The sequence below is a fragment of the Kutzneria sp. NPDC052558 genome (genome assembly GCF_044547355.1).
GTDB lineage: Bacteria > Actinomycetota > Actinomycetes > Mycobacteriales > Pseudonocardiaceae > Kutzneria.
The window spans coordinates 107,577-131,357 of the sequence record NZ_JBIUAG010000028.1; the positions used below are offsets into that span (position 1 = coordinate 107,577).

Sequence of the window (23,781 nt, forward strand, 5' to 3'; positions counted from 1 at the left end):
ACATCTATTCTCCCACGTGCTGTCCACTCCGTTACGCGTCAGGCGCTGTGGTAGCTGGCCAGGAAGATCGCGGTGCGCTCGCCGGCCGGGTCGTAGGGCAGCGCGACGTACTCGACGAGCACCGCGTGCAGCCGTTCGAGCAGCTGTTTCGTCTGGTCAGGGGGCAGCTGGACGACGATCCGGGTCAGGTCGGCGGCGCCCACCCCGACGTCGGCCACCTCGCCGAGGAACGCGCCCAGCGCGGCCTCGCTGACCGCCGCCCGGTCCTCGGTCTCGTCGAAGGTGAGGGCGAAGGACAGCCGGGTGCCCAGGTACGGCTTCTCGCGCGAGCCGCGGGTGCCGCGGCGGGGCGGCTGCTCGACCAGGAAGCCGGTGTCCACCAGCTTGCGGACGTGGTGGAGCGTGGTGGCGGGGTCCTTGCCCAGCGCCGCCGCCAGCTCCTTGTTGGTCATCGCACGGCCCTGCGTGAGCCGGATGATGCGCAGGCGCGTGTCCGAGGCCAGCGCGGCGGCTTCGGCCCTGGTCGCGGGGCGTTTCTGGACGGCGGGCGGCACCCGTCCAGAATAACTGATTGACAGTTTCCAATCAGTCGGGCCACCCTGTGGCCATGTCCCTGCTGCGCCACCGCGACTTCGTACGGCTGTGGACGGGCGACACCCTGAGCCAGTTCGGCGCGTCCATCGGGCAGTTCGCCGTGCCGGCGCTGGCCGTCACCCAGCTCGCCGCGACGCCGTTCGAGGTCGGCGCCCTGACCGCCGCCGAGACCGCCGCGTTCCTGCTGGTCGGACTGCCGGCCGGGGTACTGGTCGACCGGCTGCGCCGGCGGCCCCTGATGCTGCGGACCGACTTCTGCCGGTTCGCGCTGCTGCTGACCATTCCCGTCGCCTGGTGGCTGCACGTGCTGACCGTCGGGCAGCTGATCGTGGTCGCCCTGCTGGTCGGGCTGCTCACCGTGTTCTTCGACGTCGCGTACCAGTCCTACCTGCCGTCGCTGGTCGGGCGGGAGCACATCGTCGAGGGCAACGCCAAGCTCCAGGTCAGCCAGTCCGCCGCCCAGGTCTCCGGGCCCGCCCTGTCCGGCCTGCTGGTCCAGGCCGTCGGGGCCGCCACCTCGGTGCTGGCCACCGCCTTCGGCTTCCTGGCCTCCGCCCTGTTCCTGCTGCGGATCCGCACCGCCGAGCCCGAGCCCGTGCGCGGCGAACGGCGGGGCATGCGGGCCGAGATCGCCGAGGGGCTGCGGTTCGTGCTGCACCAGCCGACGCTGCGCGGCATCACCTTCTGCACCGGGACGTCCAACCTGTTCTCCAGCATCTCCGGCGCCGCCATGCTGCTGTTCCTCATCCGGCAGCTCGGCGTGTCCACCGGCCTCGCCGGCCTGCTGATGAGCGCCGCCGGCGTCGGCGCGACGCTCGGCGGGCTCATCGCCACCCGGCTGGCCCGCCTCTTCGGCCAGGCCCGGATCATCTGGCTCTCCCAGCTCGCCGCCGCGCCGTTCGGCATCCTCATGCCGCTGGCCCAGCCCGGCTGGGCCGTCTGCCTGTTCGCCCTGTCCGGGCTGGGCTGGGGCTTCGGGGCCATCGTCTACAACGTCGCCCAGGTCAGCTACCGCCAGGCCATCTGCCCCGACCACCTGCTGGGCCGGATGAACGCCTCCGTCCGCTTCCTGGTCTGGGGCACCCTGCCCATCGGCGGCCTCATCGGCGGCGGCCTCGCGACCTGGCTCACCCCGCGCGGCGCCCTCTGGGTCGGCGCCGTCGGCGGCATCCTCGCCGTCGGCTGGCTGCTGGCCTCCCCGTTGCGCACCATGCGCGACCTCCCGACCACGCAGGCCGCTTAGCCTGCGCGGAAGGCCCGTGCGGGTTCCGTCGTCCTAGCACACGCCGGAACCCGCACGCGGCTCTCGCTCAGACCTCGAAGGCGAGGGTGGCGCGGAGCAGGGATTCCACCCGATCGAGTGACGCAGCGGGGTCGATGAGGCGGCGGATGGCGAAGCCGATGAGCAGGTCGATCACGGCGTCGGCGATGGAGTCCAGGGGCAGCACGGCGACCAGGTCCGCGGGCAGCCGCTCGCGGATGATCTCGGCGACCAGGGCGGCGCCGTAGCGCTGGCGTTCGACGAAGGCCTCGACGATGCGGGGATCGGCGCGGGTGTCGAGGGCGAACTCCAGCTCGAACCGGGGCCAGCCGGAGGCGAACGCGTCCTCGGCCCAGTCCCGCAGGCCCCGGGCCAGCTCCCCCGGCGTGCGCGTGTGGTCGAGCACGGCCCGCAGCGAGGCGGTGTGCTCGGCCTGGATTCCTTGCACCACAAGCAATGCCAGCTCGGGCTTGCCGCTGAAGTTGGAGTACACGACCCCGGTGGAGAAGCCGGCGGCGTCGGCCACGGCGGCCAGCGAGGTGGCGCGGTAGCCGTCGCGCAGGAACAGCTCCCGGGCGGCCGCGAGGACCTGGTCACGGTTGCGGGTCTGGGTCTCGGCCCGGGTCAGTCGCGGCACGGTCTCGATCCTAGCCGGTTGACGCTATCGGGATATCGTGCTTATCTGGATATTGTCGTTATCTCGACTGGCCGGGAGGCTCCATGGAGCGGGGACTGGTGCTGGGCTGCGGGGGCACGGTCGGCGGCGCCTGGCAGGTCGGCGCGCTGGCGGCGATCGCCCGGGCCTGGGACTGGGACCCGCGGACGGCCTCGGTGATCATGGGCACCTCGTGCGGCGCGAGCCTGGCGGCGATGCTCGGCGCGGGCGTCGGCGTGGACGAACTGCTGGCCGCCCATCACGACGACCCCGCCGCCCGCCCGTCGGTCCGTCGGTTCTGCACGCGACCGCCGGCGGCGCGCCCGGCAATTCCTTACGGCCGGCCCTCCTTGCGGCTGGCGACGCGGGGGCGGGGCAGCCTGATGACGTGGGCAGGCTTGGCCCCGGCCGGGCGCAGCGACCCGACCTTCCTCGACGAGCTCGCGGACGACCTGACACCGAATCCGGCGGTGCGGGTGATCGCCGTCGACGCCGACACCGGCGAGCGGGCGGTGTTGAGGGCACCGGAAGTGCGGCTGCGGGACGCGGTTCGCGCGTCATGGGCGGTCCCCGGCTGGTATCCGCCGGTCACGATCAACGGCCGGCGCTACCTGGACGGCGGCGTCGCCTCCACCGCCTCCGCCGACCTGATGGCCGGCCTCGGCCTGGACGAGGTCGTGGTGATCGCGCCGATGGCGTCCACCGACGGCGCTCGGGTCGGCGGGCTCGGCGGCCGTCTGGAGTCGTTGCTACGCAAGCCGATGAGCCGAGGCCTGGCCCGTGAGACCGCTCTGCTGGCGTCGACCGGCGTGCGGGTCACCGTGCTGTGTCCGTCGGCCGCCGACCTGGCCGGGATGGGCCCGAACTTCATGGATCCGCGACGACGGTTGACCGCCCTGCGACTGGGAGAACAGCGATGACAACACCGGAGCACGAGGTCGTGGTGATCGGCGCCGGGGCGTCCGGGATCGGCGCGGCGGTGCGGCTGCTCGACCAGGGCATACGGGACTTTGTGGTGCTGGAGAAGGGAAACGCCGTCGGCGGCACGTGGCGGGACAACACGTATCCGGGCTGCGGATGCGACGTGCCGTCCCGGCTGTACTCCTACACGTTCGCGCCGAACCCGGAGTGGAGTCGGGTTTTCGCCAAGCAGCGGGAGATCCTGGCCTACCTGGGCGACACGGCGACCCGGTTCGGCGTGGACGAGCACCTGCGGCTCGGCGTCGAGGTGCACGCGGCCCGTTGGGACGCAACGGCTCTGCGGTGGCGATTGTCCACAAGCGACGGTGATCTCACGGCCCGGGCGATCATCGCCGCCGCCGGCCCGTGGCACACGCCCAACCTGCCCGACATCCCCGGCCTGCAAGGCTTTGACGGGCCGGTGTTCCACTCCTCGCGCTGGGACCACGACGTCGACCTGGCCGGCAGGCGAGTCGCGGTGGTCGGCAGCGGCGCGTCGGCCGTGCAGTTCGTGCCGGCGATCGCTCCCGTTGTGCGGCAACTGCATCTGTTCCAACGCACGCCGCAATGGGTGCTGCCCAAGCCTGATCACCACATTCCCCGGGTGGAACGGCGGCTGCTGCGCTGGCATCGGGCGTTGGCCGCGCTGCGCGGCCTGGAGTACCGGGCATTGGAGAGCCTCGGCTTCGCCTTCCGCCGGCCACGCGCGCAGCCGTTGCTGCGGGCGGTCGCCAAGGCGCACATCAGGCGGGCCATCAGCGACTCTTCCTTGCGGCGCAAGGTGACCCCGGACTACCCGGTGGGCTGCACGCGCCCGCTGGTCTCCAACGACTACTACCCGGCGCTGACCCGTCCCAACGTCCAGGTGCACGCGACCGGGGTGGCCGAGGTGCGCGGCAACACCGTGGTCGCCGCCGACGGCACGACCGCCGAGGTGGACGCGATCGTGCTCGGCACCGGGTTCCGCATCCTCGACCTGCCCATCGCCGAACGGGTTTTCGACGCCGACGGGGCCAGCCTGGCCGACCACTGGCAGGGCAGCCCCCAGGCGTATCTCGGCACCACCGTCGCCGGTTTTCCCAACCTGTTCCTGGTTCTCGGCCCGAGCGTGGGCATCATCAACTCCGCGTTCGTGCTCATCGAGGCCCAGCTGACGTACATCATGAGCGCGCTGCGGCACCTGCGGACCAGCCTGGAGGTGCGGCGGCCGGTGCAGGACGCCTTCAACGCCCGGGTGCAGGCCGCGCTGCCCGGCACCGCGTACAACGCCGGCGGGTGCCGTAGCTACTACATCGATGCCAACGGGCGCAACAGTTTCTCGTGGCCGTGGTCCACCGAGCGGCTGGTCGAGCTGCTCGGCCGGTTCGACCCCACGGAGTACCGCGTCGGCGAGCACCTCAGGGAAGAGGCGAAGGCATGAGCTACCCGAAGATCGATCTCGACGGCGCGGTCGTGCTGATCACCGGCGGCGCAAGGGGAATCGGGCGGGCCACCGCCGAGCTGTTCGCCCGGCACGGCGCCACCGTGTGCGTCGCCGACCTCGACGGCGCGGCCGACGCCGCCCGCGACCTCGGCGGCCATCCGTACACGGTGGACGTTTCCGCGCGAAGTTCCTACGCCGACTGCGTTTCCGCCGTGCTGGACGGCTTCGGCCGCGTCGACGTGCTCGTCAACAACGCCGGGGTGATGCCGCTGGGCGGCTTCCTCGACGAGCCCGACGCCACCTCCCGCACCACCCTCGACGTCAACCTCTGGGGCCTGGTCAACGGCATGCGCCTGGTGCTGCCTCACATGATCGCCCGCCGCCGCGGTCACGTCGTCACCATCGCCTCCATGGCCGGCAAGATCCCCATTCCCGGCATGGCCGTCTACAACGCCAGCAAGTTCGCCGCCGTCGGCCTCACCGCCGCCGTGCGCGCCGAGTACGCCCACACCGGCGTCAGCGTCAGCGCCGTTCTGCCCTCCGCCGTGCGAACCCGCCTCTCCTCCGGCGTTCCGCTCGGTCGCGGCCTTCCCACCGTCGATCCGTCCGCCATCGCCCGTGCCGTCCTGGGCAGCGTCAAGTCCCGTCGGGCCGAGATCCCCGTTCCCGGCTATCTCGCCGCGTGGGATCTCATCAACGCCGTCACGCCGGAACCCTTGATGCGCCTGGGCCGCCGCATGATCGGCGACCGTCGGGCCCTGACCTCCGTCGACCCTTCGGTCCGTGCCGCCTACGAGCGCACCATCACCGCCCAAGCCGGCTCAGAGCCCTCCGGCTCGGCGTAGCGTCGACACGGCCCGACCCGGCCCACCCCCAACTCGAACCGACGCCGGTCCAACACCCGCCCGTGCCCCGTCAACAACGCCGCCGCACGCGAGAGATCAACGCTCATGGCCCCAGCATGCCGGGGCCATGCCCACCTGTCTTGAACGAACGGACAAGCGCCGGATCAGCCCTTGCGGAGCAGGAGGAAGACGCTGGGGCCGAAGAAGGTCCTGGCCAGCACGCGCTGGGAGGCGACCTCGGCGGCGACGTGCACGCGGTGGGAGAGGACCTTCTTCAGGGTGGCGCTGCGCAGGTTGGACACCGACAGGATGCTCTCGGTGGTCAGGCCGGCGCGGGCCAGCTGCTCGATGACGGTGTGGGGGTTGTGGTTGACGAAGGCGATCTCCTCGTCGTGGCGGTTCTCGGGCGAGCGGATGTCGACGGGCAGGTGCGGGATGCGCTGGCCCTTGAGCAGGTAGCGCACGCGGTTGCGGGCGTGGGCGAGGTTGGCGACCTCGATCACGGCGGCGCCGCCGGGCCGCAGCACCCGGGAGATCTCGGCGAACTCGGTGCTGGGCTCGGGCAGGTGGTGCATCACCCGGATCATGGTGAGCAGGTCGAGCGAACCGTCCTCGAATCCCAGCGCGTCGGCCTGCATCTGGCGGCGCTCGATGCGGGGGTGGTCGGCCAGGAAGGTCTCGGCGATGTCCAGCTGCCGGCTGCTGGGCTCGGCCAGGGTCACCCGGTCGGCGAACTCCTGGAGCAGCACGCACAGCCGGCCGTAGCCCCCGCCCACGTCGGCGGCGTGGCCGAAGTGCCGGCCGTGCAGCAGCCGGCGGATCGCCGCCTGCTCGGCCTCGTTCTCGTAGTCGCGACCATCCCAATAACGCAGATAGTCGTGCGCCGGAGCGTCGTAGAAATCGGCCCGGTTGGTCACGTTATTCCCCCTTGCCCTGTGTGCCCTTGAAGACGCCGACCGGCCCGACGGGGATGCATCCCTTGACCTAACCGTTACCAAACTCGTCTGACCTGGGCGAACGCTCAACTATTTCCCCGAACGAGGATGGCGACCGAAATGAACAAGCGTGTTTCCGCCGCGTCTCAGATCGCGCACACAAAGCGCCGCCGCCAGTTGCCGGCATTGGCCGCCTTCGCTCTGCTCACGGTCACTTTCACGCTTCAAGGCGGAAACGGCGACGCCGCGGCAACTCGCTGGACTCCCGGATGCTGGTGGGCGCTGTCAGCTCAGTACGAGGACCACCAGGCGTCGCTGAGTTCGCCGCGGGCGACGAGCACGGCGGGGCCGGTGAGGGTGCTCTCGTCCTCGCCGATGGTGACGGTGACGAGCCCACCGGGAATGGAGACGGTGGCCTGACCGGTGCTGTGGCCGGCGAGGTGGAGATGGGCGGCGACGGTGGCGACGGTGCCGGTGCCGCACGAGCGGGTCTCGCCGACGCCGCGTTCGTGCACGCGCATGGCCAGGGCGTCGGGGGCGACCCGGTTGACGAACTCGACGTTGACGCCGTTGGGGAAGAAGGACTGGTCACGGCCGGGTGCCACGGCCAGGTCCAGGGAAGCCACGGGAATCTCGGTCACGCAGACGAGATGCGGGTTGCCGACGTCGACGGCGACACCGGGGAAGGCGACGCCGCCGAGAGTGGCGGTGGAGCGGCCGGTGACGCGGGCCGGGCCCATCTGGACGGTGACGGAGCCGTCGGGGTGCACGACGACGGGGCGGTCGCCGGCACGGGTGCCGACGACGAACTCGCCGGGGGCGGCGAGGCCGGCGTCGACCAGATAGGCGGCGAAGACCCGGACGCCGTTGCCGCACATCTCGGCGATGGAGCCGTCGGCGTTGCGGTAGTCCATGAACCAGCCGTCGCCGGCGCCGACGGAGACCTTGTTGGGCACGACGCGGAGCACGCCGTCGGCCCCCAGGCCGCGGCGGCGGTCGCACAGCGCCTGGACGCGACTCTCGGTCAGGTCCAGCGTGCCGTCGGGATCGGGCAGCAGCACGAAGTCGTTCTCGGTGCCATGTCCCTTGACGAACTCGATACCCACCCGTTCAGAGTATCGCGCCGACGGCCTCGGCCAGGTCGGGGCGAGCGCCGTCGAACCAGGTGATGCGCTGGTCACGCCGGAACCAGGACCGCTGCCGCCGGACGAAGCGGCGGGTGGCCCGGGCGGTTTCGGCGGCGGCCGCCTCGAGGTCGTACTCGCCGTCGAGGTGGGCGAGCACCTGCTGGTAGCCCAGCGCCCGCGAGGCGGTGAGGCCGTCCCGCAGGCCGAGCCCCTCCAAGGAGCGGACCTCGTCGACCAGCCCGGCCTCGAACATCAGCTGCACGCGAAGGTCGACGCGGGCGTCCAACTCGGCGACGTCCCGGTCGATGCCGATCTGCACGGTCCCGTACCGCGGCTCGCCGCGCTTGGGCATGGTGGCGGAGAACGGCCGGCCGGTGAGCTCGATGACCTCCAGGGCCCGCACCACGCGTCGCCCGTTCGACGACAGGATCGCGGTCGCCGCTATCGGATCTAGCGTTGCTAGGCGGGCGTGCAGCGCGTCAGAACCTAGCGCCGCTAGCTCGTCCTCCAGCCGGGCCCGCACCAGCGGATCGGTGCCGGGAAACTCCAGCTCGTCAAGCACGGCCTGCACGTACAGCCCGGAGCCGCCGACCAGCACCGGCGTCACCCCGGCGGCGATGAGCCGCTCCATCAGCTCGCGCGTCTGCCGCTGATAGGCGGCGACCGACGCGGTCTCGGTGACGTCGAGCACGTCCAGCTGGTGATGCGGCACGCCCCGCCGCTCGGCGACCGACAGCTTGGCGGTGCCGATGTCCATGCCCCGGTACAGCTGCATGGCGTCGGCGTTGATCACCTCGCCGCCGAACCGCAGGGCCAGCTCCACGCCCAGATCGGACTTGCCGGCGGCGGTCGGCCCGACCACCGCGATGGCACGCACGTTCACGCCGGCTCCCAGCAGGCCACGTGATACCCGACGCCGAACGGGGCCTCCGAGTACAACAATTCGGCCCGCCACGACCGCCCGAGGGCCGCCCCGGCCAGCGCCTGCCACGCGGCCCGGCCGGACACGTCCAACTCCGCCCCCAGCTCGACGTCCAGGCCGAGCAGGGCGTCCACGTCCGCGGTCGCCAACGCGTCGCGGACGCCGGCGTCGTAGGGCACCGATCGCGGATCAGGGTTCCCCGACGGCCCGGGCCGCCGGCTCGACCCGTCCCCCAGCACGAGCAGCCCGACCGGGCGATCCTGCCGGGCCAGCCGTTCACCCACTCGTTGGCTGTCGTTCACCGAACCCGCAGGATCGATCGTCTGCACGACAACCTGCCCCGCGCCGGCCTGCTCCCGCAGCCAGCCGGCCACCAGCACCGGCAGCGGCAACTCGGGATCGACCGTGTCCGAGGCCGGCCGCTCGGCCAGCGAAACGATCTTGTCAACGCCGTAGCCGCGCAAGGTGCCGACCGCATCGGCGCTGGTCAAGCCGTGAAAAAGAGGATCACCGGCGATCGCCAGCCACTCCCGGCTCAGCGCCGAAAGCCGCTTGCCCGCGGCCAGACAGGCGCGTCTGACCGCCTCCGTCTCGGCCACCGCGCCGGCCACCAGTTCGGGTACCAGCAGGGGCGGATGGGGCACCACGGCGACGCCTACGATCACGATACGGCACGCTACCTGCCGACTCGGAGTACACAGCCGGGCCCTGACCTGTTTGAATGCCCGGCGAAGGTATTCGGACCACGCGTTCGGAGTACCGGCCGTTTGGGCCCCGCCTGTGCGGGGCGCTCGCGCCCCGGCGCGGGCTCATGGTGGCAGGCGAGGAGGAAGCCGGCGATGACGGACCAGGAGACGGCCCCGGTGGACGGGGTCGAGCAGGCGACTGCGGAGCAGGAGACCCCGGCGGCGCAGGCCGAGGCGGGCCAGTCCGATTCGGGCCAGTCCGATTCGGGAGGGGCCGACACGGTGGGCACCGCTGCGCCCGTGGTGCCCGTCGCGTCGGACGACCCGACCCGGTGGGGCCGGGTGGACGAGGCCGGCAAGGTGTACGTCAAGGCGGAGGACGGCGAGCGCGAGGTCGGCTCGTGGCAGGCCGGTGAGCCGGCCGAGGGCCTGGCCCACTTCGCCCGCCGCTTCGACGACATGCGCACCGAGGTGGAGCTGCTGGAGGCCCGGCTCAAGTCCGGGGCCGGCGACCCGAAGCAGGCGCTGACCAGCGCCAAGCACGTGCGCGACGGCCTGGCCGACGCCGCCGTGGTCGGCGACCTGGCCGCGCTGCGGGCCCGGGTGGACTTCGTGATCGCCAGCGCCGGCAAGGCCGTGGACAAGGCGAAGGTGGCCCGCGACGCGGCCCGCGCCGAGATGGCGGCCCGCAAGCAGGCGCTGGTCGAGGAGGCCGAGACCCTGGCCAACGAGTCGACCCAGTGGAAGTCCGCGGGCGACCGGCTGCGGGCCATTCTCGACGAGTGGAAGACGATCCGCGGCGTCGACCGGAAGACCGACGAGCAGCTGTGGCGCCGGTTCTCCAAGGCCCGCGACGCCTTCAACCGGCGGCGGGGCGCGCACTTCGCGGACCTGGACCGGCAGCGCGCGACGGCCAAGACCCGCAAGCAGGAGCTGGTGGCCGAGGCCGAGGAGCTGGCCGGGTCGGACGACTGGGGCGTGACCGCGGGCCGCTACAAGGACCTGATGGTCGAGTGGAAGGCCGCCGGCCGCGCGCCCAAGGAGTCCGACGACGCGCTGTGGCAGGCCTTCCGGGCCGCGCAGGACAAGTTCTTCGCGCGCCGCTCGGCCGCCTTCGACGAGCGGGACGCCGAGTTCGGCACCAACGCCAAGCTCAAGGAGGAGCTGCTGGCCGAGGCCGAGGGTATCGACCCCGCGGCCGGTCTCGAGGCCGCTCGCAACGCCCTGTACAAGCTTCAGGAGCGCTGGGACCAGATCGGCAAGGTGCCGCGCGAGCGGGTGCGTGAGCTGGAGGGCCGGCTGCGCGCCATCGAGGAGAGGGTCCGCGGCGCGGTCGACGCCCAGTGGCGGCGCACCGACCCGGAGGCCGAGGCCCGCGTGGCCCAGTTCCGCGAGCGCGTCACCCAGTTCGAGGCCCAGGCGGCCAAGGCCCGGTCGGCCGGCGACAAGCGCCGCGCCGAGCAGGCCGAGGCCCAGGCCGCCCAGTGGCGCGAGTGGCTGGCCGCCGCCGAGCAGGCCGTAGCCACCCGCTGATCGCACGAACACTGGGGCCCCGCCGGTTTCCGGCGGGGCCCCAGTGCTGTGACGAGCGCTGTGACGAGGGTTGTGACGAGGGTCAGCGCAGGGCCTTTCGCGGATAGTCCGTGGCCCAGGAGGACTGCCCCGGCCCGTCGCCGGCCGCTGCCCCGACCGTCGCCCGCTGCTGGCGGTCCGGTTCCGCCTGCGACGGTTGCGCAGGCCGAACCGACTGAGCCTGCTGCGACTGTGAGCCCGACGACCGAGCAGGCTGCGACTGCGAACGCGGCGACCGAGCATGCGGCGGCTGAACCTGCGGCGACTGCGGACGTGACAGCGGGGCCTGCGGCGACTGAGCGGGCTGCGCCTGGTGCTGTTGCCGGGTCGGCTGGGAAATCGCCCTTCGCGTCGGCGCGCCGAGCAGGTCGTGCTGGCCGTTGCCATCGCGGGCCCACTCCCGCAGCCGGCGGTCGCGACGCTGCCGCTGCCGGGTGATCCAGTCCCGTCCCTCACCGGCCACGGACTGGAGTATCCGCACCGCGCTGGCCGCCCCGGACGCGCCGAGCGCGAGTTCGGCCAGCTCGGCCTCCTTCTCGCTCTGCTCGTCGCGGAGCCCCTCGAAGTTCTCGAGCACGAGCTGGATGTCGTCCTGGTTGGTCAACGACAGCCACAGCGCCCGGCTGAGCACCACCTGCTGTCGCGGGTCGGTGACGACCGGCAGCTCGTCGTTCTTGATCACGATGACCTGGCGCCGCTCGTTGGCGAACTTCACCCCGACTTCGGCGACCCGCACCCGGACCAGCGACTCGTAGCGGAACGACGAGGTCTCCTGGTTGCGCACGGACCCGTCGGTGAAGTCCAGGTCCACCCGGAACTCCCAGACGCCGTTCTCGGTCAACAGGAACACCAGCACCCGGTAGGCCGAGTACCGGGGCGGACCGTAGATGACCCGGGCCCGCCGGGCCCGGGGCAGCCCCTCGGTCAGCACCACGTGCCCGACGATGTCGCGGTTGGTCAGGTCGGCGTGCCGCATGGCCTCGGTCTTGAGGTGGGCCTTGTCGAAGTCGAGCCACCGGGCCATCTCGGCGTCGGCGGGCTGGTCGGCCAGCTTGTCCTGCCACTTCCGGAACTCGGCCAGTTCCCAGTCGAGCTGGGCCTGGCAGTCGGCCCGCTCGTCGGACAGCGCGGTCCGGCCGCCCAGCAGCTCGGTCCACCCCCACGTGCCCACCGCCGCGCTCGCCGCGGCGAGCAGGCCCAGCCCGGCCGCCCCGCTGAGCGAGAGGAAAACCCAGTACACCGCCAGAATTCCGAACAGCCCGGCGCCGACGGCGATCGCGGTGTCCCGTATCTGAGCAGTCGTCATCTTCCGGAACGAGAACAGCTCGCCGGCCCGCCACTGCCGCGACCACTCCCGCATCTGGGCGTACACCAACCAGTTCAGGGTCCGGGCGTCAACCTCGGACTCCCGCTGCCGCACCGGGCTGTCGGCCTCGCCGTCGGCCAGGGGCGGCCGGCCGTAGGTCCGCACCATCCGCCCGAACAGGCTGTCGGCCGGCCGGGCCAGGTCCTCCTGCCACTGCTTGCGTTCCTTCTTCGCCACCGGCTGCTCACGACCGCGCCGGCGCACGATCGCGCCCCAGATCCGACGCCGGAACAGCGGGCTGCCGAGATCGCCCGGGTCGTCGTCGCCCACCCGGCCGCCGGCCCCCAGTTCGAACTCCAGCCGGTCACGGCGGATCTGCGCGGCCAGCGCCCGGCCGCCGAACCAGGCGACCGCCGCGCCGGCCGCGGCCAGCACCAGTGTGACGGCGAAGGTGGCGACGGAGCCGGACAGGAGCGCGGCGAGCAGAAGCCCGAAGGTGCCTGCCACCAACCGCATCCAGGTGCGGGACGAGGGTTGGGCGGTGAAGTACGGCTGGCTGAGCACTGGTTCGGTGGGCGTCGGCTGGAAGAACTTCCAGGCCCGGCCGGACCGGTCGTCGGACACCCGGGCCTGCTCGACCGCCGCCGCGGTGAAATGGTCGAGCTGGTCCTGGATCGCGCCACCGATGATCATGTCGAGGTGGCGGGTGATCTCCTCCTGCCGTCCCCGGTCGAGGTTGCCGAACTCGTCGAGCACGACGGCCAGCGTCTGCGGGTCGGCCTCCCGGCTGGTCTCCTGCTCGGTGACGCAGCGCAGCAGGTCCCCGATCACCCCGATCGCGGTCCACCAGCCGTCGTGGGGGCACCGCTCGGCGATCGTCAGCGCGGTGCGGACGTGCTCGAACTCGTCCGGTCCGAGCTGGTTGAGGGATCGCTCGCTCAGCGTGGCCAGCGCGTAGAAGTAGGCCACCTCGGTGCTCACGAAGCCGGCGCGGACGCATTCCGCCAGCAGGCTTTCCGCGATCCGCGGCGAGTTGCCGGCCAGGTGGTTGCGGGCGACCTCGAACTTGCGCTGCGGCGGATCCGCCTGGGTGACCTGGTAGACGGTGGAGTCGCCGTGGAACACCGCGCCGCCGTTGACCACCCCCACCTGCGTCACGTGGTTGTCGTCGCCCTCGACGGTGTTGTTGATGTAGCCGTGCTGGTTCATCACCGGTCTCCAGCGTCAGATGTGGGGCCGAAGTGCAGGCCACCGTTGACAATGCCGATCTGCATGGAGTTGTTGCTCTTGCCGTTCACCGTGTTGCGCACCACCGTGGCAGCGGCCTCGGCTTTCGGCCCGCGTGCGCGCGAACCGCCGATGTCGTCGAGGGAGCCGACGAGCGCCCGCGCGAACAGGGCCGCGTGTCCGGCCGCCAGCCGTTGCGACCCGGTCCTGTCGTCGCTGTCCTTGTGACCGTCGGCGTGGTCGCTGATGCCGCGGATGGTGACCGTGGGCAGACCTCCCTGGAGGTGGCCGCACTGGGCGACGCCCGCGCCCTCGGTCTCCACCGCGACGGCGTCGTTGAAGTTCTGGTCGAGCCGCCGTGCCGTCGGGGAAGTCCTGCTGTTGAGCACCACCTCGCCGGACGCGATCGGCTCGAAGTGCACGGCCGGCTCCGTCGCCAGCCCGGCTCGCCAGGACGCCGATCTGGCCAGCACTCGGGCGGTCTCCAGCGGCTCGTGGGCGGTTTCGTAGGCACGGGGCCGGATGCGGCTGCCGTCGTCCTCGCTGCGTTCGCCGTGGTAGCCGTAGACCCTGGTGGCGACGACGACGTCACCGATCTTCAGCCAGTCGCGCAGGCCGCCGGCCACGCCGACAAAAACCACCATTTCTGGGGAGAATTCGGTTACGGCCCGTTCGGTGATGATCGCGGCGGTCGCGTTGCCGGCCCCGGTCAACCCGAGCGCGACCGGACGCCCGGCGACCTCGCCGAGCTCGAACATCGTGCCGGCCGCGTGGCGGTGCGGCCGCGGCCCGGCCAGTTGCCCCCGAACCGCAAGGTATTCCACTTCGAGCGCGGTGAGGATCACGATCATGGATTCGCTCCGTTCACCCTAGCGTCACAGTGACGATAAGGGTGCGCTTCAGTTTTCGTCAACATGACATTTACTCCGCCCGGGACCCGACGACGCTGAAGGTCGCCGGGCCGGCGCGGCACGTTACACACTCGACGGGCACATTGTCGTCATTGTGACGAGAAGCTAGGCTGGACCGGTGACCGAGCCCTGGACGATCCCCACCGTCGCCATCGCCGTCGACCTCGCGGTGCTCACCATCCGCGCGGACCAGCTCAACATTCTCCTCGTCACCCGGGGCGTCGAGCCCTACGCCGGCCGGCTCGCCCTGCCCGGCGGCTTCCTGAGCAGCGACGACGAGGACATCGACGCGGCGGCCGCGCGAGAGCTGGCCGAAGAGACCGGACTGTCGGCAAAGGACCTGCACCTGGAACAACTGCGCACCTACGGCGCGCCCCGCCGGGACCCGCGGCAGCGGGTCGTGACGATCTGCTATCTGGCCCTGATGCCCGACCTCCCGCTGCCGCTCGGCGGCGGCGACGCCCGGGCCGCCCAATGGGTTCCCGTCGACAAGGCGCTGTCCCGGAAACGGCAGCTGGCCTTCGACCACGCCAAGATCATCGCGGACGCGGTCGAGCGCGCCCGGTCGAAACTCGAGTACACCACACTGGCCACCGCCTTCTGCGGTCCGGTGTTCACGATCTCCGACCTGCGGCAGGTGTACGAGATCGTCTGGTCGGAATCCTTGGACCCACGCAACTTCCATCGCAAGGTGACCGGCGTGGACGGTTTCCTGACCCCCACCGGCGACCGGGCCGCCACCAATGGCGGACGGCCAGCGGCACTCTACCGCCGCGGTCCGGCCAGGACACTACACCCACCGATCCTGCGCGACGGAAATCCCTGATTTCAGGGATTACCGATGAGTACAAAGCATTGCCACCAAAGCGATCGACGCATTCCGACCGATCCGGTAACGTATGCGCGCACCGGGTCGATCAACCGACCGAAGCGTTCGCTCACGCCCTCCGAGGTGTCGCATTCACGTTCTTGGTCGATCGCCGGCCGTCCGCCAACAGGGAGACATGGTGGGAAGTTCTGCCACTTCGCCATCGGTGAGCATCGAGCGCGCACACCTCGGCGCCCTCGGCCCGCAGCTGGGCCGGGGCGCGCAGGCGGTGGTCAGCGAGCTGCCGTCACTGACCCTGCCGGACGCCCAGGGACCCTTGGTGTACAAGGAATATCGCACGCCGATCGGGTCATCGAACGACCTGCGCGGGATCGTGACGAGCCGGCTGGCCCTCGACCCGTCACGGCGCGCCATGCTCGACGCGATGACGGTCTGGCCGCTGCGGGTGGTCGAGGAGAACGGCGTGACGCGGGGCATTGTCATGCGCCGCGTGCCGAACTCCTTCGCCGACAGGATGTTATTGCCGGGAACCGGCAGGAGCACCCAGTCGCTGCGCGAGGTGCAGAACCTCTTCATTGATCCGACAAGGGCGAAGCGTCTCGGCCGGCCGGTCCCCGACCTCACCGAGCGGCTGCGGATCTGCCGCGACTTCGCCGGCGTGCTCTCCTTTCTCCACACCGACCTCGGGGTCGCGTTCGGCGACATCAATCCGAAGAACGAGCTCTATCGGCTCACCGACCGGCCGACCGTGCTGTTTCTCGACTGCGACGGCGTCCGGCGGGCCGGCCAGGTCTCGGGCGCCAGGCAGCTGAACACGCCGGACTGGGTGCCGCCGGCGAACGAGCCGCTGTCGCAGCGCACCGACCAGTACAAGCTGGGCCTGTTCATCCTGCGCTGCCTGTGCCCCGGCGACCGCGCCTCCACGCGGCTGGACCCGGCCCCGGCCGCGGCCGCGCTGGACGCCGTCGGGCGCCAGATGCTGGTGCGGGCGCTCAGTGATCGCCCGCCGGAGCGGCCGACGGCGTGGGACTGGCACGTCCATCTGAGCCGGTTGATCGGCGAGCATCTCACCGCGCCGATCCTGACCGAAGCTCGACTCGAAGGCCGGCACGCCATGCGAGGACAGCCGGTTCTCGTCCGCTGGCAGGCCACCGACGCGGTGACGGTGGAGGTGCGCACCGCCGGGCACACCGAGCGGATGGACGGCCGCGCCGGCGCCGGCACGACGCGAGTCTTCCTCACCGATTCGCCTTTCGTGTTGGTGGTGGCGCACAACGAGGCCGGCCAGGACGCGCGCACCATCGGTCCCGTCCCGATGGTGGCCCCGCCGCCCCGGGTCGAGCTGCCGGCGCCGATGCCGAGAATGGACTGGCCGCCGCCGGCCGCACTGGTGTCGCCGCACATGCCGACCCTGCCGCCGCTGCCGGCGATTCAGCTGCCGACGCCGTTCTACCGACCGCAGGACCTGGTCGGATCGCACGCCGGCACGCCGACGCCGGCGCTGCCGCCGGTCACGGCCATGACCCCGCCGTTCGACGTCACCGCGCTGATCATGAACGGCCCCCGGGTCGACTTCGGCCAAGACCCGCCCGCACTGCCCCTGCCGGACATCGCGATGTCCACTGTGGACCCAACCGGCTCTGGCGACCAAGGGAGCACCCCGTGAACCTGCGCAGCGGACTGGTCCGGCTGGCCGGAGCCCAGCCGGATCTCGCCGAGCGGTCCGGCGACCTGACCAAGCAGGCCGCCATGGGCGGGGTGCTGCTGAGCACCGCGCTGGTGGCCGGCGTGTCGGCGTTCTTCGCGCTGGAGGACACCCTGCGGCTGCCGTGGCCGGCGGCCGCGGTCGCCGCCGCCGTGTGGGCCGGCGTCATCCTCAACCTGGACCGCATGCTGATCGTCAGCATGAACGGCCTGCGCGGGGCCCGGCTGAAGGTGGCCGCCGCCGTGCCCCGGCTGCTGCTGGCGGTGGTCATCGGCACCGTCATCTCGACGCCCCTGACCCTGCGGATCTTCCAGCCGGAGATCGACGCGCAGCTGACCGTCATGCACGCCCAGCAGGTCGCCGAGTCCAAGGACGTGCTGGCCAAGGCCTACGCGGAGATTCCCGGTCTGCAGAAGGAGGTCGACCGGCTGCAGGCGATCATCTCCGGGCAGCTGCGGCCAGGGGTGAGCGACGATCCCGACGTCAAGGCCGCGAAGGCCGCCTACGACAGCGCCGAGAAGACATACGAAGACGCCCAGGCCAACGCCCAGTGTGAGCTGAACGGCAGCTGCGGCACCCACCGGCCGGGCATCGGCGACGCCTACCAGCAGGCCCAGGCCACCGCGAACGCCGCGAAGCAGAAGGCGGCCGAGGCCAAGGCGGTGCTGGCCGACCAGCAGCGCGACGCCGAAGCGCGGCTGGCCGCGGCGGCCGCGCACCAGGTCGACGACGCCCGCAAGCAGTTGCCGGACGTGCAGAGCCGGCTGGCCACCGAGCAGGCGGCCGAGCAGACCGCGGAGCAGACCGCGTCGCTCGCCGACAACGCCGACAACGGCCTGCTGTCCCGGCTCGAGGCGTTGGAGAACCTGTCGTCGGGCCACCCGATGGCCGTCCTCACCCACCTGATGCTGTTCCTGCTCTTCCTGTCCATCGAGCTGCTGCCGGTGGTGATCAAGCTGCTGAGCATGCTCGGCCCGCCGTCCGCCTACGACAGCCTGCTGGCGCAACGGGCCGACCACGTCAAGAAGCTCGAGCGGATGGAACTGGCCGACCAGCGGCAGCGCGCGCACGCCCAGGCCTTGGCCCAACGCGAGGTCGCCGAGCACCACCTGGCCGAGCAGACGGCCAGCGCCAAGCTGGCCGCCAGCAAACTGGTCGAGCAGCAGGCCAAGATCGCCGACAAGGCGGTCGACACCTGGGCCGCGCTGGCCAACAAGCGGGTGGACGCCGAACTCGACCGGTGGATCCAGGCCAATGCCGGCCCGGTCCCGCCGCGCAACGGCCATCCGGAACCCCCGACGCTGCCGGGCGTGCCGTTCCACCCGGCCGCGCCCGGGCCCACCGACACCCGGTCGGCCGCCCCCTGGGACGACGAGCAGACCGTTCGCCTGCCCCGGCCCGACGGCTGGTCGCTGCCGGCCGGCCAGCACCCGACCCAGCCCTGAATCCCCACCTATCCGAAGGAAGCGGTCCCATGGACGCACCCCTGGGCAAGCTGTTGCCCTTCTACCTCGTGGTCGACGTCTCCTACTCCATGATGGGAAGGAAGCTCGACGCGGCCAACCAGATGATGCCGGCGGTGGTCGACGCGCTGGCGCAGGCGCCGATCCTGTCCGACAAGGTCCGCTTCGGACTGATCGACTTCTCCGACGAGGCGCGGGTGCGGCTGCCGCTGTGCGACCCGCTGGACGAGAACGTCAGCCTGCCGGCCCTGACCCTGCGCGGGGGCACCTCGTACGCCGCGGCGTTCCGGCTGCTGCGCACCGAGATCGAGCAGAACGTCCGCCAGCTCAAGGCCGACGGCTTCGCGGTGCACCGGCCGGCCGTGTTCTTCCTGTCCGACGGAGCGCCGACCGACCAGGAGCCGCAGTGGCGGGCCGCCTTCAGCGAGCTCACCAGCTTCGACAAGCAGACCGGCCAGGGCTTCTCCATGTACCCCAACATCGTGCCGTGCGGGGTCGACGACGCCGAGCCGACGGTGCTGCGGTCGCTGATCCACCCGTCCAGCGGCGCCAAGCAGATGCAGATGTACCTGATGGACAAGGGCGAGGACGCGGCCAAGGCCATCAGCATGATCGCCGAGATCCTGATCTCCAGCGTGCTGGCCTCCGGCGAGAGCATGGCCAAGGGCGGCTCCGGGCTGATGCTGCCGGCCAAGGAGGACCTGCCGGCCGGCATCCACGCCTACACCGCCGACGACGAGGACTTCGTGTGATGGCCGGGACACCGGGCTCATCGCTCGGCGCCGCCGCCGCGGCGGACGCGCCGCGCCATGCCGCGGCGCCGGAAACGCCCGAGTGGCAGGGTGATTTCACGCCGTACGCGGTCGGCGACCCCGGCCGGGCGGTCAGCCGCGTGCGGCCGGCCTACGTCACCGCCTACCCCCAACGGCCCGACACCATTCTCGACGGCATCGTCGTCGACGGCCCCGACGGCGTGCCGTCGGCCACGGTGCGCGCCGCGAGCGTGCGGGGCCTCTCGCACCGGCACTATGCCCGGGTGCGGCAGGACGACTACGCCCTGCGCGTCACCGCGGACGGCCGCTACCTGGTGATGTGCGTGGCCGACGGGGTGTCGAGCGGGGAGCATTCGCACCTGGCCGCGTGGTGGGCTGCGCACGACGGAACCGACGAGCTGCGCCGGCTGCTGGCCCACACCCGACCGGACGACCTGCCCTGGCCCTCCTTCCTGGCCTGGGTCGCCGACCTGATCGTGAAGCAGGCCGGCGAGCATGTCGACGGCGTGGGCAGCGATCCGCGCGAGGTCGCCCGGCACATGGCGACCGCGCTGACCTACGCGGTCATGGAACTGGAGGGCGAGGAACGCGCCGTGCACCTGATGACCGTCGGCGACACCTCCGGCTGGATCCTCGGCCATGACGGCGACTGGCGGCCGCAACAGGCGGTGAAGAACGCCGACGTGGACATCCACTCGTCGGCGGTCTCGGCGCTGCCGGTCCTGTCGGCGACGCCGCGACCGGTGCGCACCTCCGTCGCCCCGGGCGAGGCCCTGGTGCTGATGACCGACGGCATCGGCGACCCGCTCGGCAACGGATCCGGCGCGGTCGGCCGGTTCCTCGCCTCGTCGTGGGGCGAACCGCCGGCCGATCTGGAATTCGCCGCGCAGGTCGGGTTCGCCCGCCGGTCGTTCGACGACGACCGCACGGCCGTGGCGATCTGGCCCGCCCACCCGTGAACCGCGTCGTGGTCGACCTGGCCCAGCTGGGTCGACCCGGTGAGCTCATCGGGTCGGGCGGCCAGGCGAAGGTCTACCGGCTGCCCGGTGTCACCCTGCCCGATGTGCCGCACCCGTTGGTGTACAAGCAGTATCGGCCCGGCCAGGCGCCGCCGCACGGGCTGCACGCGATCGTCGCCCGGCGGTACCGGCTCGATCACCGGACCCGGGCCCGGCTGGATCGGGCGACCGCGTGGCCAGTGCGGGTCGTTGAGGACGGCGGCACGGTCAGCGGCGTGGTCATGCCGCTGATCGGCGACGACTTCTTCCAGCGGCGGACGCTGCCCAGCGGCTCGCCGACGCGCACCCTGCGGGAGGTGCAGCACCTGTTCGTCGATCCGGCGCGGTCGCAGCGGCTGGGCATGCCGTCGGCCTCGATGCGCGACCGGGTGCTCATCTGCCGGGACTTCGCCAGCATCGTGCACCTGTTGCACCGCAACGACATGGTCATCGGCGACCTGAACGCGAAGAACGCGGTGTTCCGGTTCGGCGTGCGTCCCACGGTGCTGCTGGTGGACTGCGACGCGATCCGGATCCGGGGCGCGATGGCCGTGGTGCGGCAGCTCAACGCGCCGGACTGGGATCCGCCGGAACGCGATCTCAGCCAGGCCACCGACCGCTACAAGTTCGGGTTGTTCGTGCTGCGCTGCCTGGCGCCGGGGCCGCAGGCGTCGGTCACCCGCGACGTGGGGCGGCTGGCCGACCGGCTCGACCCGTACGGCCGGCGTCTGCTGACGGATTCGCTCGGCTCGGCCCCGGGCGCGCGGCCGACGATGCAGACGTGGGGCCGCTATTTCGACCAGCTGCTGTCCGGCCGCCCGCCCGGGCCGACGACATCGACGGACGGCCCGCCCCAGCCGGCGCCGGGGCCGGTCGAAAGCACCACCGGGTGGTCTCGTGATCCGGTGACCGGAAGGTGGAAACCGAGCTGACCAGCTGCGTGGCGTGCGGCGGCATCCCCATCGGGACGTATCGGGTCTCGTTGTGGGGCGAGGCGACGTGCTCGGCGCACGTCATCGCCGGGGACTGTGTGCTGTGCGGGCGGCCTCGGGCGGATCCGCCGGGCGTCGGCTGGGCGACGTTCACCCGCGACACGCTTCGCTGCCCCACCTGTGTTCGTCACGGCATCGAGACGCAGGCCGCCGCCCGTGGCCACATTCCCGGCGTGCGCGCCGCGATGGCCGCGATGGGTGTGGAGCTGATTCGCCGGGTGCGGGTCACCCTGGTCGTCCCGGACGCGTTGCGGAACGGCTGGCCGACCGACGCGGTCCTGTTCGGGATGACCCATCACCAGGTGTCCGCGGACGGCGCGGCGGACGTGCTGGGCATCCAGGTCGCCGCCGGACTCACGACGACGCACTTCGGCGCCACCCTCGCGCACGAGATCGGGCATGCCTGGCTGGTCGAGCGGGGTGCGGTCGGGCTGGAGCCCACCGTGGCCGAAGGTCTCTGCGAGCTGTTCGCCGGCGCGTGGCTGAAAAAGCAGCGGACGGTGGTGGCCGACGCCCTGCGGGAGGCGATGGCCACCAACCCGGATCCGGTCTACGGCGGTGGCTACCGGCTGGTGCGGGCGGCCGTGGTGCGGCACGGCATTCGCGCCGTGCTCAACCACTTGGTGACCCGGCGCACACTGCCCCAGGCTGTCAGTCCCGGGTGAAGGTGAGCTTGACCCACTGGTAGGTCAGCACGATCAGGGTGACCAGGCCGAGGATGATGCCGATGCCCGGGCCGGGGCCGGGCTCGTGGCTGGAGGTGGCCTGCTGGGACCAGACGGCCAGCAGGGCGGTGAGGGTGCTGAAGCCGCAGCCGGCGGCGCCGGCGAAGGCGAGGCCCCAGAGGCGGGTGACGAGGGCGGCGCCGGAGACGAGGACGCCGAACACCATGGCGCAGAAGGCGAACAGGACCGGCACGAAGCCGATCACGGCGCCCTTGGGGGCGAGGCCGAAGAGCACCTGCCAGCCGGTGGCGCCCTCGACCCAGGGCAGCAGCGCGGCCACCAGCATGAGCATCACGCAGACGGCGACGACCAGGGCCCGCGCGCCGGGGTCGATCTGGCGGAACCGGCGGCGGGGCGCCTGGACCTGGAGGTCGGACAAGTCGTCAGTCACTGGATCGCACATCCTCCCGCCGGCGCGAGGGGCGCCGGCGTGCCGAAGGAGGGCAGCCCGAGGCTGACCCCCGTGGTCCTGGGCCGCAGGCCGGCCTCGGTGTTGTCCCCCGCCCTGGTCCGCCGGTGGCTGAGCAGCGCCCCGTCGGCGACCAGGTAGTGCGGCGCGGCGTAGGTCACAACGGTGCGCACCACGTCGCCGGCGCGCACCCCCGCAGTGGCGGCGAAGTGCACGAGCCGGCCGTCACGGGCCCGGCCGCTCATGCGCTGCGTCTCGCCGTCCCGACGGCCCTCCCCGCTGGCCACCAAAACCTCGACCTCGCGGCCGACCTGGGCCTGGTTGCCCAGCAGCGAGTTCTCCTCCTGCACGGCGATCAGCCGGTCGAAGCGCTCCTGCACGACCTGCTTGGGCAGCTGCCCGTCCATCTCGGCCGCGGGCGTGCCGGGGCGCTTGGAGTACTGGAAGGTGAAGGCGCTGGCGAACCGGGCCTGCCGCACCACGTCCAGGGTGCCCTGGAAGTCCTCCTCGGTCTCGCCGGGGAAGCCGACGATGATGTCGGTGGTGATGGCGGCCTCGGGCATGGCGGCCCGCACCTTGTCCAGGATGCCCAGGTACTTCTCGGTCCGGTACGACCGGCGCATCTGCTTGAGCAGACGGTCGGAGCCGGACTGCAGCGGCATGTGCAGCTGCGGGCAGACGGCCGGCGTCTCGGCCATCGCGGCGATCACGTCGTCGGTGAAGTCCTTGGGGTGCGGCGAGGTGAAGCGGATCCGCTCAAGGCCGTCGATCTCGCCGGCGGCCCGCAGCAGCTTGCCGAAGGCCAGCCGGTCGCCGAACTCGACGCCGTAGGAGTTGACGTTCTGCCCGAGCAGGGTCACCTCCAGCACGCCCTCGTCGACCAGGGCCTGCACCTCGGCCAGCACCTCGCCGGGGCGGCGGTCCTTCTCCTTGCCGCGCAGCGACGGCACGATGCAGAAGGTGCAGGTGTTGTTGCAGCCCACGGAGATCGACACCCAGCCCGAGTAGGCGGAGTCGCGCCGGGCCGGCAGCGTGGACGGGAAGGTCTCCAGCGACTCCAGGATCTCGACCTGGGCCTCGTTGTTGTGCCGGGCCCGCTCCAGCAGCGTGGGCAGCGAGCCGATGTTGTGCGTGCCGAACACGACGTCCACCCACGGGGCCCGCTGCACGATGTCGCCGCGGTCCTTCTGGGCCAGGCAGCCGCCCACCGCGACCTGCATGTCGGGGTTGGCGGTCTTGAGCGGCCGCATGTGGCCGAGCGTGCCGTACAGCTTGTTGTCGGCGTTCTCGCGGACCGCGCAGGTGTTGAACACGACCAGGTCGGCCGCGCCGCCCTCGGGCACGGGCGTGTAGCCGGCGTCCTCAAGCATGCCGGCCAATCGCTCGGAGTCGTGCACGTTCATCTGGCAACCGAACGTGCGAATCTCGTAACTCCGTGTCACTGCCTCTACCTCTTCCCGACG

General features: G+C 71.7%; 22 protein-coding genes. 12 read left to right on the plus strand and 10 right to left on the minus strand.

From position 1 onward, the window contains the following. Positions 1 to 38 precede the first annotated feature (38 nt). Positions 39 to 554 (minus strand): ArsR/SmtB family transcription factor, encoded by a 516-nt coding sequence (locus ACIG5F_RS37350; protein WP_396524730.1) that lies wholly within the window; start codon positions 552 to 554, stop codon positions 39 to 41. 53 nt (positions 555 to 607) lie between these two features. Between ACIG5F_RS37350 and ACIG5F_RS37355 the strand changes: the two genes are divergently transcribed. Then, positions 608 to 1,837, plus strand: coding sequence for an MFS transporter (locus tag ACIG5F_RS37355; protein ID WP_396524731.1), 1,230 nt, complete (start codon positions 608 to 610; stop codon positions 1,835 to 1,837). A 67-nt stretch (positions 1,838 to 1,904) separates the two neighbouring features. On the opposite strand, the gene ACIG5F_RS37360 is transcribed toward ACIG5F_RS37355, so the two are convergent. Next, a complete protein-coding gene (locus ACIG5F_RS37360) occupies positions 1,905 to 2,492 on the minus strand; it encodes a TetR/AcrR family transcriptional regulator (protein WP_396524732.1) in 588 nt (195 codons plus the stop codon). A gap of 83 nt (positions 2,493 to 2,575) precedes the next feature. Here ACIG5F_RS37360 and ACIG5F_RS37365 point away from each other — a divergent pair, with 83 nt between their 5' ends. Genes ACIG5F_RS37365 through ACIG5F_RS37375 form a run of 3 tightly spaced genes read left to right on the plus strand, consistent with a single transcriptional unit; the run spans position 2,576 to position 5,738 of the window. After that, complete coding sequence (locus ACIG5F_RS37365; protein WP_396524733.1) at positions 2,576 to 3,430, plus strand: patatin-like phospholipase family protein; 855 nt, start codon at positions 2,576 to 2,578, stop codon at positions 3,428 to 3,430. After that, entirely contained in the window at positions 3,427 to 4,890 is a 1,464-nt protein-coding gene (locus tag ACIG5F_RS37370; protein WP_396524734.1) for a flavin-containing monooxygenase, read from the plus strand. Before ACIG5F_RS37365 ends, ACIG5F_RS37370 begins: the two co-directional genes overlap by 4 nt. Next, entirely contained in the window at positions 4,887 to 5,738 is an 852-nt protein-coding gene (locus tag ACIG5F_RS37375; protein WP_396524735.1) for an SDR family oxidoreductase, read from the plus strand. Before ACIG5F_RS37370 ends, ACIG5F_RS37375 begins: the two co-directional genes overlap by 4 nt. A gap of 164 nt (positions 5,739 to 5,902) precedes the next feature. On the opposite strand, the gene ACIG5F_RS37380 is transcribed toward ACIG5F_RS37375, so the two are convergent. The 4 genes from ACIG5F_RS37380 to ACIG5F_RS37395 all read right to left on the minus strand — a co-directional run bounded on the left by ACIG5F_RS37380 (position 5,903) and on the right by ACIG5F_RS37395 (position 9,387). Continuing rightward, positions 5,903 to 6,655 (minus strand): class I SAM-dependent methyltransferase, encoded by a 753-nt coding sequence (locus ACIG5F_RS37380; protein ID WP_396524736.1) that lies wholly within the window; start codon positions 6,653 to 6,655, stop codon positions 5,903 to 5,905. Between the two features lie 308 nt (positions 6,656 to 6,963). Then, entirely contained in the window at positions 6,964 to 7,779 is an 816-nt protein-coding gene (dapF, locus tag ACIG5F_RS37385; protein ID WP_396524737.1) for a diaminopimelate epimerase, read from the minus strand. Positions 7,780 to 7,783: 4 nt separating this feature from the next. Then, positions 7,784 to 8,677 carry a tRNA (adenosine(37)-N6)-dimethylallyltransferase MiaA gene (gene miaA, locus ACIG5F_RS37390; RefSeq protein WP_396524760.1) on the minus strand — a complete coding sequence of 298 codons (894 nt, stop codon included), beginning with the start codon at positions 8,675 to 8,677 and terminating at the stop codon, positions 7,784 to 7,786. Positions 8,678 to 8,679: 2 nt separating this feature from the next. Continuing rightward, positions 8,680 to 9,387, minus strand: coding sequence for a hypothetical protein (locus tag ACIG5F_RS37395; RefSeq protein WP_396524738.1), 708 nt, complete (start codon positions 9,385 to 9,387; stop codon positions 8,680 to 8,682). Positions 9,388 to 9,561: 174 nt separating this feature from the next. Between ACIG5F_RS37395 and ACIG5F_RS37400 the strand changes: the two genes are divergently transcribed. Then, entirely contained in the window at positions 9,562 to 10,941 is a 1,380-nt protein-coding gene (locus ACIG5F_RS37400) for a DUF349 domain-containing protein (protein ID WP_396524739.1), read from the plus strand. A gap of 82 nt (positions 10,942 to 11,023) precedes the next feature. On the opposite strand, the gene ACIG5F_RS37405 is transcribed toward ACIG5F_RS37400, so the two are convergent. Continuing rightward, entirely contained in the window at positions 11,024 to 13,495 is a 2,472-nt protein-coding gene (locus ACIG5F_RS37405) for a hypothetical protein (protein WP_396524740.1), read from the minus strand. Beyond that, complete coding sequence (locus ACIG5F_RS37410) at positions 13,495 to 14,364, minus strand: purine phosphorylase (RefSeq protein ID WP_396524741.1); 870 nt, start codon at positions 14,362 to 14,364, stop codon at positions 13,495 to 13,497. The genes ACIG5F_RS37405 and ACIG5F_RS37410 overlap by 1 nt, the downstream gene beginning before the upstream one ends. A gap of 178 nt (positions 14,365 to 14,542) precedes the next feature. Between ACIG5F_RS37410 and ACIG5F_RS37415 the strand changes: the two genes are divergently transcribed. From ACIG5F_RS37415 to ACIG5F_RS37445, 7 genes are all read left to right on the plus strand, one after another. Next, positions 14,543 to 15,250 carry an NUDIX domain-containing protein gene (locus tag ACIG5F_RS37415; RefSeq protein WP_396524742.1) on the plus strand — a complete coding sequence of 236 codons (708 nt, stop codon included), beginning with the start codon at positions 14,543 to 14,545 and terminating at the stop codon, positions 15,248 to 15,250. A 208-nt stretch (positions 15,251 to 15,458) separates the two neighbouring features. After that, on the plus strand, positions 15,459 to 16,919 hold the full coding sequence (locus tag ACIG5F_RS37420; RefSeq protein ID WP_396524743.1) for a hypothetical protein: 1,461 nt from the start codon (positions 15,459 to 15,461) through the stop codon (positions 16,917 to 16,919). Continuing rightward, positions 16,916 to 18,403: a DUF4407 domain-containing protein gene (locus ACIG5F_RS37425; RefSeq protein WP_396524744.1), complete on the plus strand. Its 1,488-nt coding sequence runs from the start codon at positions 16,916 to 16,918 to the stop codon at positions 18,401 to 18,403. The genes ACIG5F_RS37420 and ACIG5F_RS37425 overlap by 4 nt, the downstream gene beginning before the upstream one ends. A 29-nt stretch (positions 18,404 to 18,432) precedes the next feature. After that, on the plus strand, positions 18,433 to 19,173 hold the full coding sequence (locus ACIG5F_RS37430) for a VWA domain-containing protein (RefSeq protein WP_396524745.1): 741 nt from the start codon (positions 18,433 to 18,435) through the stop codon (positions 19,171 to 19,173). Further along, on the plus strand, positions 19,173 to 20,153 hold the full coding sequence (locus ACIG5F_RS37435) for a protein phosphatase 2C domain-containing protein (RefSeq protein ID WP_396524747.1): 981 nt from the start codon (positions 19,173 to 19,175) through the stop codon (positions 20,151 to 20,153). Before ACIG5F_RS37430 ends, ACIG5F_RS37435 begins: the two co-directional genes overlap by 1 nt. Continuing rightward, entirely contained in the window at positions 20,150 to 21,124 is a 975-nt protein-coding gene (locus ACIG5F_RS37440) for a hypothetical protein (protein ID WP_396524748.1), read from the plus strand. The genes ACIG5F_RS37435 and ACIG5F_RS37440 overlap by 4 nt, the downstream gene beginning before the upstream one ends. After that, complete coding sequence (locus ACIG5F_RS37445; RefSeq protein WP_396524749.1) at positions 21,109 to 21,849, plus strand: protein DA1; 741 nt, start codon at positions 21,109 to 21,111, stop codon at positions 21,847 to 21,849. The genes ACIG5F_RS37440 and ACIG5F_RS37445 overlap by 16 nt, the downstream gene beginning before the upstream one ends. Here ACIG5F_RS37445 and ACIG5F_RS37450 read toward each other — a convergent pair. Continuing rightward, positions 21,836 to 22,300, minus strand: a complete 465-nt coding sequence (locus ACIG5F_RS37450) for a hypothetical protein (RefSeq protein ID WP_396524750.1) — start codon at positions 22,298 to 22,300, stop codon at positions 21,836 to 21,838. The two genes, ACIG5F_RS37445 and ACIG5F_RS37450, sit on opposite strands and share 14 nt — an antisense overlap. Then, positions 22,297 to 23,760 carry a tRNA (N6-isopentenyl adenosine(37)-C2)-methylthiotransferase MiaB gene (miaB, locus tag ACIG5F_RS37455; protein ID WP_396524751.1) on the minus strand — a complete coding sequence of 488 codons (1,464 nt, stop codon included), beginning with the start codon at positions 23,758 to 23,760 and terminating at the stop codon, positions 22,297 to 22,299. Before miaB ends, ACIG5F_RS37450 begins: the two co-directional genes overlap by 4 nt. Between the last annotated feature and the right edge of the window lie 21 nt (positions 23,761 to 23,781).